This window comes from Mesorhizobium sp. ISC15, from assembly GCF_037162615.1.
GTDB classification, from domain to species: Bacteria; Pseudomonadota; Alphaproteobacteria; order Rhizobiales; family Rhizobiaceae; genus Mesorhizobium; species Mesorhizobium mediterraneum.
In genome coordinates this window covers 119,583-132,425 of sequence record NZ_JAVSPX010000001.1, presented here as the reverse complement: position 1 = coordinate 132,425, position 12,843 = coordinate 119,583, and the positions used below count along the sequence as shown (strand labels likewise).

At 63.1% G+C, this 12,843-nt stretch carries 10 protein-coding genes and 2 pseudogenes; 10 read left to right on the top strand and 2 right to left on the bottom strand.

Going from position 1 to position 12,843, the window contains the following annotated elements; translation table 11 throughout:
* Positions 1 to 20 precede the first annotated feature (20 nt).
* The 8 genes from RPG13_RS00675 (at position 21) to RPG13_RS00640 (ending at position 8,988) form a co-directional block, all read left to right on the top strand.
* A complete protein-coding gene (locus tag RPG13_RS00675; protein WP_337124199.1) occupies positions 21 to 923 on the top strand; it encodes an ABC transporter ATP-binding protein in 903 nt (300 codons plus the stop codon).
* Positions 923 to 1,819: a branched-chain amino acid ABC transporter permease gene (locus RPG13_RS00670; RefSeq protein ID WP_292227776.1), complete on the top strand. Its 897-nt coding sequence runs from the start codon at positions 923 to 925 to the stop codon at positions 1,817 to 1,819. The genes RPG13_RS00675 and RPG13_RS00670 overlap by 1 nt, the downstream gene beginning before the upstream one ends.
* 3 nt (positions 1,820 to 1,822) lie before the next feature.
* Positions 1,823 to 2,872, top strand: coding sequence for a branched-chain amino acid ABC transporter permease (locus RPG13_RS00665; protein WP_337124198.1), 1,050 nt, complete (start codon positions 1,823 to 1,825; stop codon positions 2,870 to 2,872).
* Between the two features lie 49 nt (positions 2,873 to 2,921).
* Complete coding sequence (locus RPG13_RS00660; RefSeq protein ID WP_126104949.1) at positions 2,922 to 4,253, top strand: ABC transporter substrate-binding protein; 1,332 nt, start codon at positions 2,922 to 2,924, stop codon at positions 4,251 to 4,253.
* Between the two features lie 66 nt (positions 4,254 to 4,319).
* Entirely contained in the window at positions 4,320 to 5,111 is a 792-nt protein-coding gene (locus RPG13_RS00655) for an ABC transporter ATP-binding protein (RefSeq protein WP_127294301.1), read from the top strand.
* Entirely contained in the window at positions 5,108 to 6,355 is a 1,248-nt protein-coding gene (locus RPG13_RS00650) for an SfnB family sulfur acquisition oxidoreductase (protein WP_337124197.1), read from the top strand. The genes RPG13_RS00655 and RPG13_RS00650 overlap by 4 nt, the downstream gene beginning before the upstream one ends.
* 30 nt (positions 6,356 to 6,385) lie before the next feature.
* Positions 6,386 to 7,561 (top strand): FMNH2-dependent alkanesulfonate monooxygenase, encoded by a 1,176-nt coding sequence (ssuD, locus tag RPG13_RS00645; protein WP_337124196.1) that lies wholly within the window; start codon positions 6,386 to 6,388, stop codon positions 7,559 to 7,561.
* Complete coding sequence (locus RPG13_RS00640; protein ID WP_126104953.1) at positions 7,558 to 8,988, top strand: FAD/NAD(P)-binding protein; 1,431 nt, start codon at positions 7,558 to 7,560, stop codon at positions 8,986 to 8,988. The genes ssuD and RPG13_RS00640 overlap by 4 nt, the downstream gene beginning before the upstream one ends.
* Before the next feature lie 442 nt (positions 8,989 to 9,430).
* Here RPG13_RS00640 and RPG13_RS00635 read toward each other — a convergent pair whose 3' ends face one another.
* Entirely contained in the window at positions 9,431 to 10,489 is a 1,059-nt protein-coding gene (locus RPG13_RS00635; RefSeq protein ID WP_337124195.1) for a class I SAM-dependent methyltransferase, read from the bottom strand.
* A gap of 57 nt (positions 10,490 to 10,546) precedes the next feature.
* Positions 10,547 to 10,767 (bottom strand): annotated as a pseudogene (locus RPG13_RS00630) (insulinase family protein); the annotation flags it as partial.
* A 586-nt stretch (positions 10,768 to 11,353) separates the two neighbouring features.
* Here RPG13_RS00630 and RPG13_RS00625 point away from each other — a divergent pair.
* The gene (locus RPG13_RS00625) at positions 11,354 to 12,403 is read left to right on the top strand and encodes an extracellular solute-binding protein (RefSeq protein WP_337124194.1); all 1,050 of its coding nucleotides are present in this window, start codon (positions 11,354 to 11,356) and stop codon (positions 12,401 to 12,403) included.
* 188 nt (positions 12,404 to 12,591) lie between these two features.
* Positions 12,592 to 12,801, top strand: a pseudogene (locus RPG13_RS34885) (helix-turn-helix domain-containing protein); the annotation flags it as partial.
* Positions 12,802 to 12,843: the final 42 nt, after the last annotated feature.

The following is a 12,843-nucleotide window of genomic DNA, read 5'->3' as shown; positions in this document are numbered from 1 at the left end:
TTCAAAAACAGGGACGTTTCATGATTGGTGCTTCGCTGGGAGCCGCCGCATACGAGCGCGCGCCCGAAATTTCCCGCATTCTTGCTGGTGTTGGCCCCGTGGAGGACACGCGCCGGGCGCGCCTGTCGGCAAAGGCTGATGCGATCCTGACGCTGAATGGGATCGGTATTTCCTTTGGCGGCGTCACGGCATTGAGCGATGTCGACCTTGAGGTCAAGAGCGGCGAGATCCGCGCGGTGATCGGCCCCAACGGCGCCGGCAAATCCTCGCTGATCAACATCATCAGCGGCCTCTACCACGCCGACCACGGCACGATCACGATCGACGGACAGCCATTTGCCCGGGTGCCGGCGAACCGTCTGGCGCGACTGGGCGTTGCACGAACCTTCCAAAACCTGGCGCTGTTCGGCGGGCTTTCGGTGCGTGACAACATCGCGTCCGGCCGCGTCCACACCAGGCGCGCCAGTTTTGTCGAACACATTGCAGGCCTGCCACGCGCCCGGCGCGAGGATGCCATGATCGCCGAAAAGACCGATCAGATAGTCGCCTTCCTGCATCTCGAAAGCGTCGCCGACCGCCTCGTCGCCACCTTGCCTTACGGCCTGCAGAAGCGGGTCGAGCTGGCGCGCGCGCTGGTCGCCGAGCCGAAGCTGCTGCTGCTCGACGAGCCGATGGCCGGCATGACGGCGACCGAGAAGGCCGAGATGGCCGGCTTCGTGCGCGCCGCGCGCGACCGGCACGGCGTCACCATCATCCTGATCGAGCACGACATCGGCGTCGTCATGGGCCTCTCCGCCCGCGTCGCCGTGCTCGACTACGGCCGCAAGATCGCCGACGGCACGCCGGCCGAGGTGCGCGCCGATCCTGCGGTGATCCGGGCCTATCTCGGCACCGCCGAGGGCGAAGACGGCGAGGGCATCTGATGAGCTACTATGATTTCCTCTTCGTCATCGAGGTGCTGGTCGGAGGCCTGCTGTCGGGCGTCATGTACTCGCTCGTCGCCATCGGATTCGTGCTGATCTACAAGACCTCGGGCGTGCTGAACTTCGCGCAAGGCTCGATGGTGCTGTTTGCAGCACTCACTTTCGTCAGCCTGGTCGAACGCCGCGTCCCTTTCGCGCTTTCGCTGCTCATCACCTTCGCGGTCATGGTCGCGCTCGGCTTCACCATCGAGCGGACCGTGCTCAGGCCGCTGGTCAACCGCTCGCCGATGACGCTGTTCATGGCGACGCTGGGCCTCTCCTACATCATCGAAGGTGCCGCCCAGCTTATCTGGGGCACGCAGGTGCACGGGCTCGACCTCGGCATCGACGACACCCCCTTCGAGGTCGGCGGCGTACTGATCTCGTCCTTCGACCTGCTGGCGGCGGCGATCGCCGCCGCCATGGTCGTAGGCCTCAGCGCCTTCTTCTATTGGACGCGGATCGGCCTTGCGTTTCGCGCCGTCGCCGACGATCAGTTCGCGGCCCTCGCCGTCGGGCTGCGGCTGCCTCGCATCTGGGGCACCGTGTGGACGGCGGCCGGCTTCGTCGCGCTGGTCGCCGGGCTGTTGTGGGGCGCGCGTCTCGGCGTCCAGTTCTCGCTGTCGCTGATCGTGCTGAAGGCGCTGCCGGTGCTGGTGCTTGGCGGCTTCGATTCCATCCTCGGCGCCATCGTTGGCGGCCTCATCATCGGCGCCAGCGAGAAGCTGGCCGAGGTCTATCTCGGCCCGTTCGTCGGCGGCGGCATCGAGGGCTGGTTCGCCTATGCGCTGGCGCTGGTGGTGCTTTTGGTGCGCCCCTCCGGCCTGTTTGGCCAGAAAACCGTCGAAAGGGTCTGAACCATGGCCGTGCAAGCTCTCGACGCCGCAAGGCTTCCAGTCGACTGGGCGAAACTCGTTCAGAAGCTGGCATTGCCGACCGCCCTGTTCGTCGTCGCCTACGGCGTGGTCCCTGCCTATGCTTCGGGCTATCTGGTCGAGGCGATCCTGCTGCCATTCCTGGCGCTCAGCCTGGCGGCGGTCGGCCTCAATTTGCTGACCGGCTATTGCGGCCAGCTCTCGCTTGGCTCTTCCGCCTTCATGGCGGTGGGCGCGTTCGGCGCCTACAATTTCAACCTTAGGGTCGAAGCCCTGCCGCTGGCGGTGACCATGATCCTGGCCGGAATTTCCGCCGCCGGCTTCGGCGTCGTGTTCGGCCTGCCCAGTCTCAGGCTGCGCGGCTTCTACCTCGCCGTCTCGACGCTCGCCGCCCAGTTCTTCGTGCAATGGGCGCTAACCAAGTTCGGCTGGTTCTCCAACGACAACCCGTCCGGGGTGGTCTCGGCGCCGCACCTGGCCGTCGCCGGTCTTTCGCTCGACAGCGCGACCGGCCGCTATTTGCTTTCGGTGACGACGGTGATCCTGATCACAGTGCTCGTGTCGAGGCTGGTCAACAGCGCCACCGGCCGCAACTTCATCGCCGTGCGCGACAACGAGACCGCGGCACGGGTCATCGGCGTTCCGGTGCTCAAGACCAAGCTGCTCGCCTTCGCGCTGTCGTCCTTCATCATCGGCGTTGCCGGCGTGCTGTGGGCCTTCACCTATCTGCGCACCGTCGAGCCGGCCGGGTTCAACCTCGACCGCTCGTTCCAGATCCTGTTCATCATCATCATCGGCGGGCTGGCTTCGATACGCGGCGCCTTTCTGGGCGCGGCGTTCATCGTCGTCTTCCCGCTCTTTCTGTCCCGGCTCGGCGCCTTCGTGTTCGGCGGCCTGTTCGATTCAGGTGTGCTCGACATGAGCCAGCGCATCGTGCTTGGCGCGCTCATCATCATCTTCCTCATCGCGGAACCGAACGGGCTGTCGGCCCTCTTCGACCGCCTGAAACGACGGATCGGCTCGAGGTCCAGCTGAGCGCCGCTCGACATCCTCTCACGGACCACAACCTCAGGAGATGCAACCCATGACCTTCTTCAGTCACCTACGAAAGGCGGCGATCGCCACGGCCTTCGTCTTCGGCGCGACGGCGGTTCACGCCGACGAACAGTATTTTCCTCTGCAGAGCTACCGCGTCGGCCCCTATGCCGCCGGCGGCACCGGCTTCTTCGGCGGCTTCATCGACTATCTCAACCTGATCAACATCCGAGACGGAGGCGTCAACGGCGTCAAGCTGACCTGGAGCGAAGGCGAGACGCAGTATGAGGTCGAGAAGGGCGTCGAGGTCTACGAACGATTGAAGAGCAATCCCGGCATCGCCGCCTGGAACCCGCTTTCCGTAGGCATCGCATACGCCATGATCGACCGCATCACCGATGACAAGGTTCCACTGATAACCATCAACCACGGCCGCACCGACACGACAGATGGGCGCGTGTTCCCTTACGTCTTCCCGCTGCTGCTCAATCCCTACAGCGAGACCTCCGGCATCGTGAACTACATCGCCTCCAAGGAAGGCGGCCTCGACAAGCTCAAAGGCAAGAAGATCGTGGTGCTCTATCACGGCTCGCCCTACGGCAAGGAGACGATCCCGATCTATGAATTGCTTTCGCAGAAATACGGCTTCGAGCTGTCGCAGATCGAGGTGCCGCATCCCGGCAACGAGCAGCAGGCGCAATGGCTGACGATCCGGCGCGAGCATCCGGATTACGTGGTGCTGCGCGGCTGGGGGGTGATGAACCCCGTTGCCCTGAAAACCGCCCAGAAGACCGGCTTCCCGGCCGACCATATCGTCGGAAACGTCTGGTCCAACTCCGAGGAAGACGTCATCCCCGCCGGCGATGCCGCTAAGGGCTACACCGCCATCACCACCCAGGCCTCGGGCGAGCAGTATCCGGTGGTCCAGGAGATCGTCAAAACCGTCTACGGCGCCGGCAAGGGCAATCTCGAGGACAAGAGCCGCATCGGCTCGGTCTACCATAATCTCGGCATCGTCAATGGCATCCTTAATGTCGAGGCGGTCCGCATCGCACAGGCGAAGTTCGGCAACCGCACGCTGACCGGCGACGAAGTGCGTTGGGGCTTCGAGCATCTCAAGCTCGATCCGGCGCGCGTCGAGGCACTCGGCGCCAAGGACCTGTTCCACTCGATCAACGTCTCCTGGGACAATCACGAGGGTGACGGCTACGTGACCTTCCAGCAATGGGACGGCAAGAAGTGGAATGTCGTCTCCGACTGGATCGCTCCCGACTGGAAGCTGCTGCGTCCGATCATCGAGAAGTCGTCCGAGGCCTATGCCAAGGAAAAGGGCATCAAGATCCGCACGGCCGAGGACGCCGACGCGGTGGTCAGCAACTGAATTTGGTATGGCGCGGCCGACAAATCTGGCCGGCCGCGCCATCCACCTTCCCGAGCGGAGTCATCGATGTCCATCCCGGAATACCCGATACTGTCAGTTAGCAGCGTGGAAGCTGTCTACAACGGCGCCATCGCCGCCCTACACGGCGTCGACTTGTTGGTTGGCAGGGGCGAGATCGTCGCGCTGCTCGGCTCCAACGGTGCCGGCAAGACGACACTGCTGCGCGCCGTATCCAATCTCCTTCAGGCTGAGCGCGGCGCCATTACCGCCGGTCGGATCACCTTCGGTGGCGAGGATGTTTCAAGGGCAAGCCCCTCGCACCTAGTCCGCAGCGGCCTTGTCCAAGTCCTCGAGGGCCGGCATTGCTTCCGCTCGCTGACGGTCGAAGAGAACCTCTTCACCGGCGCGCTCGGACGCTCGTCCTCTCGCACTGGCGTCAAGGCCGACCTCGATCGTGTCTATTCACTTTTCCCAAGGCTCGCCGAGAAGCGGCGAACCCGGTCCGGCCTCACTTCCGGGGGCGAGCAGCAGATGACGGCTATCGGCCGGGGTCTGATGTCGCGGCCGAAACTCTTTGTTCTGGACGAGCCGTCGATGGGGCTGGCACCGCTGATCGTCGACGAGATCTTCAGCGCCCTGAAATGGCTCAACCGCGACGAAGGCCTTTCGATCCTCGTTGCCGAACAGAATTCGGCGGTCGCGCTGAAATACGCCGACCGCGCCACCGTGCTCGAGAACGGCGTCAGCGTGCTGGAAGGATCGGCTGCCGACTTGCGCCAGCGCACCGATATCAAAACCTACTACCTCGGCGGCGCGCCGCTTCCACCGCAACATTTTCCCAAGGAGACAGCAGCATGACCATCCAATCCAGGCAGGCGTCGGATAGCCGCAGTGCCGTCCCGCCGGTCGAACGACCCTCTGCCAAGGCGCATGTGATCAAGGCCGATGCCGAGGCAATCGCTGTCGCCGAAAAACTCGCCGCCGAATTCGCCAGGAATGCCTCCAAGCGGGATCGTGAACGCATCTGGCCGAAGGAAGAGCTCGATGCGTTTTCGCAGAGCGGCCTGTGGTCGATCAACGTGCCGAAAGCCTATGGCGGGCCGGAGCTCTCCTATGTGACCCTGTCGAAGGTGATCACCATCATCTCGGCGGCCGATCCGTCGCTCGGCCAGATTCCGCAGAACCATCTTGGCGTCGTCGCCGCTATCCGCACCGTCTCCGACGAGGCGCAGAAGAAGCTGCTTTTCGCTGAGGTGCTGTCCGGCACGCGCTTCGGCAACGCGTTCTCCGAGTTCGGCTCCAAGCGCGCGGCCGACTTCGAGACAAAGTTCGTCGACGCCGGCGACCATGTCGTGGTCAACGGCCAGAAATTCTATTCGAGCGGTGCTCTGCTTGCCCATCTGGTGCCGATCGTGGCCCTCGATGACGAGGGGCGTGCCTGGTATGCCATCGCCGATCGCGGCGCGCCCGGGCTGACGGTCATCGACGACTGGTCGAGCTTCGGACAGAAGACGACTTTGTCCGGCACGGTCCTGCTCGACAATGTCAAGGTGCCCAAAACGCATCTCGTCCCCGGCTATAAGGGCTACGACAGGCCGACGGCCGACGGCGCCATCTTCCAGATCATCCAGGCCGCGGTCGATCTCGGCATCGCCAAGGCGGCGATCGACGAGACTGTCGGCTTCGTGCGCACCAAGTCGCGCGCCTGGATCGACAGCGGCGTCGATCATGCCTGGCAGGATCCTTATACGATCCAGGCGATTGGCGACCTTCGCCTGCGTGCCAACGCGGCAGAGGCGGTTCTGGAAAGGGCCGGGCTTGCGGTCGATCGCGCCGTGGCCGACCCGAACGAGAAGACCGTCGCGGAAGCGCAGATCGCGGTTGCCGAATCCAAGATTCTCACCACAGAGATCGCCATCATTGCCACGAACAAGCTGTTCGAGCTCGCCGGCACACGCTCGACGCTGGCCGAGCACAATCTCGACCGGCACTGGCGCAACGCCCGCACCCACACGCTGCACGATCCGGTGCGCTGGAAATACGCGATCCTCGGCAACTACTACCTCAACGACGTAAATCCGCCACTCCATGCCTGGAGCTAGTGAGCGCCTCCAAATCACAGAGGACCATTCATGAGCATTGCCACTCCCGACAGGATCAAGGTCCTGTGGTTTCTGCCGACTCATGGCGACAGCCGCTATCTCGGCACCTCCGAGGGGGGCAGGGCGGTCGATCTGCCCTATCTCACCCAGGTCGCCAAGGCGGCCGATGCCATCGGCTACTATGGCGCGCTGCTGCCGACCGGCCGTAGCTGCGAGGACAGCTGGGTCGTGGCGTCGGCACTGGCGCCGCTGACCCAGCGGCTTCGCTTCCTTGTCGCCGTCCGGCCGGGCCTGCAATCGCCGACGCTCGCCGCCCGCATGACCTCGACGCTCGACCGCATTTCCGGCGGACGACTGCTGATCAATGTGGTCACTGGCGGCGATCCGGTCGAGAACAAGGGCGACGGCATCTTCCTCAGCCATGACGAGCGCTATGAGGTGACGCGGGAATTCCTCGACATCTACAAGGCGGTGCTTCGCGGCGAGACCGTAGCGTTCGCAGGCAAGCACTTCCGTATCGAGGACGGTCGCCTACTGTTTCCGCCCGTGCAGACGCCACATCCGCCGCTCTATTTCGGCGGCTCGTCCGATGCCGGTAACGCGGTCGCCGCCGAACAGATCGACAAATATTTGACCTGGGGCGAACCGCCGGCGGACGTCGCGGCAAAGATTGCCCATGTGCGCGGTCTTGCCGAGAAAGCCGGGCGCCAGGTGACTTTCGGCATCAGGCTGCATGTCATCGTCCGCGAGACCAATGATGAGGCCTGGGCCGATGCCGACCGCCTGATCAGCCGCCTGGACGACAACACGATAACCGAGGCGCAGAAGGTTTTCGCGCGCATGGATTCCGTCGGCCAGTCGCGCATGAACCGGCTTCATGGCGGCCGCCGCGACAAGCTCGAAATCAGTCCGAACCTGTGGGCTGGCGTTGGCCTGGTGCGCGGCGGCGCCGGCACCGCCCTGGTCGGCGATGCGGCGACAGTTGCGGAACGGATCGACGAATACCGGCGCATTGGCATCGATAGCTTTATCCTGTCCGGCTATCCGCATCTGGAGGAGGCCTATCGGTTCGGCGAACTGGTGTTGCCGTTGTTGCCGCTCGATCATGAAATCTCGACCCGCCCGACGGCCGTGAACATGGGACCGTTCGGCGAAACGGTGGCCGGCGACCATCGGCCTTCGGCACCGCGCGCGAGTCAGTCTTGAGCGCCAGAGACTTGGGCAGGGGACCGGTCGTAGCCATCATCGGTGGCGGCTTTTCCGGTGCGGCGACCGCGTTTCATCTTGCGCGGCTGCTGCCCGCCGGTGCTGCCGATATCGTGGTCGTCGAGCCCAGAGACGGGCTCGGCTATGGTCTGGCCTACTCGACGGCCGATCCTTCACACCGCATCAACGTGCCGGCGTCGAGAATGACGCTGATCTCCGGCCAGGACAGCCACTTTGCCGATTGGCTGGAGCAGACCGGCGCGATTCTCGACGATGCCGAGGCTATTGCCGCAAATGGAGCACTCTACCCACAGCGACGCGTTTTCGGGCGCTACGTGGAATCTTATCTCCAACCCTTTCTCTTCGGCAAAGTGATCCGTCATGTCAGGTCCGCCGTCGCGTCAGTCGAGCTCAGTGGCCAGGGCTACATCCTGATTCTCGCTGATGGAAGGACGCTCGCAGCCGACGCCCTAGTGATTGCGGCGACGCATCCGCCACCCGCCTTGCCATCGGCCCTGCGGTCCGTGGCTGCTGCAGCCCGGCTGTTGGCCAATCCCTATGATCTCGGAGGGCTGCAAGCGATCGGCCGCGACGACCATGTGCTCGTAGTCGGCACTGGACTGACGTCGGCGGACATCATTGCCACGCTGGACCGCAATGGGCATCGTAGCCGCATCGTCGCGCTGTCACGTCATGGTTATCGTTCGCGCAGCCACGCGGTGCTCCCGGTCGACCCGATTGGTGATTTCATCAGTCTGCCTTCACGCAGCGCAACAGTGATGCTCAGACGCATCCGGGCCACGATCCTAGATGCCAAGCGTCGGGGCGAAGACTGGCACCCGGTGCTCGATGCCGTCCGACGTCAGGGACAAATCATCTGGCAGGCCCTGCCGCTCGACGAGCAACGCCGCCTCGTGCGCCATTTGCGCACGCTGTGGGATGTGCATCGCTTCCGCATCGCGCCACAGGTCGCGGACGTGCTCGATCGCCGCGTTGCCGAAGGCATGCTCGCCTATCGCGCCGCATCGATCGTCGGCGCCGAGCAGGTCGACGGGCGCATTCGCGTCACGATGCGGCCAAGGCGCCAACCCACTCAGACAACCGAGACGTTCGACAGGGTGGTCGTCACGACCGGGCCGGCGCATGCCGATATTTTCCGGACCAACACAGCAATTGCCGATCTCGGGCGAATGGGACTGGTCCGGCTAGACCCGATTGGCCTTGGCCTGGCGACCGACAGCCAAGGCCGTGCGCTCAGCACTTCCGGCCGACCGACCGACAGCATTTTCGTCAGCGGGCCGCTGGCGCGCGGCAGCGTTGGCGAATTGATGGGAATTCCCGAAGTCACCGCGCATGCCGAGCGTATAGCCGCTGAAATCCACCAATGGCTTGGATACCAAACGGCGTTGCGTCGTAAGGCGTCGTGAAGCTGCAAACACGATGAGGCTATCCAGATGACACGTCACCGAGCGTATTGCGAAGGTGGAAGCCCATCGTGTCGTAAATAGGCCACTGGTCGCGTGCCGCTCCTGGCGCTTTTAGCAGATCCGCTCGACCTCGGAGGTGCCGATCTCCATGCCCAGACTTCGCACCGGCGTCCACCGCTTTGATGACGATCCGAGACGATCAGCCCACCGCGGCGGGTCGAGAAAGCACTGGGCGGGAAGACGCCTACAGCGAGGCTGCTCGCCTTATGGCCGCAGAGAGGGAAAGAATCTGCCGCCGGACATCGACTTCAGTGGTTTAGAGAAGGCGGCTCGGCAGCGACCTCTGCGTGAACCCAGACGCCTTGAAAAGCCCGATGCGTCCGGATTTTTGGCGGTGATCTTCATCAAATGCGATGAGCTGCAATTTCTGGCGACGGCCACGCTAATGGCGGGCCTCCAGCACCATGTTGAACGGTGTCTCCGCGGCGCGACGCAATCGCTTGAAGCCGCCGCCGGTCACCACCTTGCGCAGCCTCGCCTCACCGGCCTGGGCTCCAAGCGCGAGCCCGACTTCCTGCGACACGGACGCGGGCGTGCACACGAACGTGGAAGCGGCATAGTAAACGCGTCCGACGGGATTGAGGTTCGCCGCCAGATGATCATGCGCGAACGGCTCGACGATCATCCACGTGCCATCCGGCTTGAGCGATCCGTGGACATGGGTGGCGGCGCCCGTCGGGTCGCCCATGTCGTGAAGGCAATCGAAGAATGTGACGAGGTCGTAGGTTCCGGGATAGCTCTTGGCGGCCGCGACGTCGAACCGCGTGTTGACGCCGACGCCGGCTACCTCGGCCGCCTTGCGGGCGCGCTCAATCGAAGGGGCATGATAGTCGAAGCCGACGAAGCGCGAATTGGGGAAGGCCTGTGCCATGAGCACGGTCGATGCACCATGACCGCATCCAACATCCGCGACGTCCACGCCGCGTTCGAGCTTCTCGACGACGCCCTCCAAGGCCGGCAGCCAGGAGTCGATCAGATTGGCATTGTAGCCTGGACGGAAGAACCGTTCCGTACCGCGAAACAGACACGCGCTATGATCGTGCCACCCGACGCCATTGCCGGACTGGAATGCCTGCCTCACCTTTTCTTCATCGAGCCACAGCGCGGACAGGAACTCGAATGCGCCTGCCATGAAGGCCGGGCTGTCTTCATCGGCGAACACCAGCTCTTGCTCGGCGTTGAGATAGAATTTGTCGCTCGCTTCGTCGTAGTCGACGTAGCCCGCCGCCGCCTGCCCGGAAAGCCATTCCCTTACGAGGCGTTCCTGGGTGCCGGTGCGTGTCGAAAGTTCGGCGGCCGTCATCTTGCCGCCTTCGCGCAATGCCTTGAACAGGCCGAGTCTGTCCCCCAGCAGGACTCCCGCGCCCGTTGCGATCGCACCGAGATCGCCGACCATTTTCCCCAAGAATGCGTCCAACTTTTCCTGATTCGCTTCAGACATCTGAATCTCCCTTTGGGTTCAATCTCTCCAGGCGACGGAGCCGTGCTCGTCATGAGGCGCCTTGAGCATCAGATGCTCGAAGACATGCAGATATCCCCGGCGGCTCATCCGCGCTGCCGATCCTGCACCAGACCATATGGGTGACGACCGGCGCGGTGGTCGGGAATGACAGCCACCTCCATGCCGTTGAAAAGCAGGAAATCCGTCACTTTGCCCTCGTCGGTAACCGGCGGAGCCGGAGTGGTCGTCACCAGGGCAAGCCCTGTTGCAGCAGGTATCCTTGGGCAGCCTGTCAGAACATCGATGACTCCGGTTGTGGTGCCGGGGCGGGCGATAAGGGGCCAAGTGATTGTTCCGCGGCGGCTGTATGTTGTGGTAAGGTGATCATGCGAATTCTTGTTGGTCGGTCACGTGTTTTGCGGATGACCCGCATGTACTGTGCCAAATGAGAAAACCATTCAAACGCAATCCAGTAGATCTGACTGTATCCGACATTGTCGGAATTTGGACATCGCCGAACGCGAAGCGCTCGCGGCTTGTGACGATACTTGAGCGTGCTGCTTCGGAGGAGGGATGCGCCTCGAACCGGCCGCGAGGCCTTTTTCTGGCAACGGATATTCCGGCCGGGTTAGGCCGCGAGGAAAGCGACGGTGAATAAGAGGTAGAGGACCAACCGTTTTGAGCGGGTAGTTGCCGTGTTGCGCCCCCAGGCAAAGGCCAGCACCACGGAGCAGTATTTCTGGTGGCGATACTACAACGCCTTTAAGTGCCGGTTACCCGTTTTTACCCAGTTGGCCTGGTGCATTCAGAGCGAGGTCGTTGGAAACCGCTTATTGTGGCTATGGGCGAACTCGGGATGGAGGAGTGGACCCAAAAATTGGCAAAATGCCCCAGGGAGGATTACATGGGTCGCTCATTCCCCGTACTCGTTACAGGTGCGCGTCGCTACGCAAACAGCTTGCTTTTGACTTGGCGTTTTTTGCCGTCTCGGCATCGCTCACTAATTCGGCCGCTGCCGATACCGTGAACTGGCGTCAATTCGAAGGGACCAGCATAACTTGGGCCTACGACATCCACCCCTATGCGGATGCTCTCGCTGCGCAACTTCCGGAGTTCGAGAAGCTGACCCGGCATCAAGGTCACGCCGGAACTCTACCCAGACGATTCTTACTGGAACAAGATGACGATCCAACTGACGACGAAGTCGCCAGCATGGGATGTGTTCGGCACTGGCATTCAGCCCGCGTAGGACCTCGCTCCGAGTGGCGCCCTGGAGCCGCTGGACAAATACCTGAGCGATCCGAAGCTTACCGATGCTGGATACGACTACATTACGTGGACATGATCAAGAAGTGCGCGGCTCCTTCCTTCGCCAATGATAACTGGTACCAGGTCGTGGACGGCATCTCGTCCGGCCGCACCGCGATGACGATCGACTCAAATATGTTCGGCTTCTGGAACGATGTTGCGGGGAAGCCGGCATCCGGCAAGATCGCCTTCGCTCCGCCGCTGCACGCACCGAGCGCCACGAGCTTGGATTCTGACATCTGGATCTGGGCTCTCGCCATGAACGCGGCTTCCGAAAAGAAGGGCACGGCCTGGCTGTTCATCCCGTGGGCCACCTCCAAGCAGGTGGCGCTCAAGGGTGCCCTTGCCGGCCAGCTCGTCAATCCGCCGCGCACGTCGACCTGGCAGGACGACACCTGGACTAAGTACGCTTCGCAGCCCGAGTTCAACAACTTCGTTGACAGCTTCAAAAAGATACAGGACCACGCCGCGCTGGCTTTCACACCGCGTGTCGGCTTCGGCGAAGCCATGAACGCATGGGCCGTGGCGATGCAGAAGATGGTAAACGGCGATGACGTCGAGACGACGTTGAGGGCGCTTGCCGAAGAAATCCGCACTGGCCTCTGATCAAAAGGAACAGGGCAGTACTATTGCACTGCCCTGTTCCCGCCAACGGCGGAGATCACGCCGTGTCACCCCAAGCACTTAAACCCAGCGTGCCGATGGCAGCCGAAGGACCTGGCGCGCGCGCCTCGTCCGGTTCGGCTTCGCTGGAGGGGCGTTCCATCGACTGTTTCAGCCTTGCAATCATCCAGGCGCTGGCCAAAAGCCAGATGGAGCGCCGGCTCAGGAACCGGCGCAAAAACTCGAGCCTGCCGGCGCTGATTGGCGCGGCCGCTGGTGTCGGCAGGTCTGGTCGCGGCCGAGCTGAAAATTAGCCAGCGCGCTGCGCTCGGGCTGGTGCCGAACTCGGCATCCGTGAGGTGACCGGCAGGGGGCGCTACCGGGCGTGGGGCCCCGTTTAGCTGCGGCGGGCTTTGGCGAAAGCGACAGCACTGATGATTTTT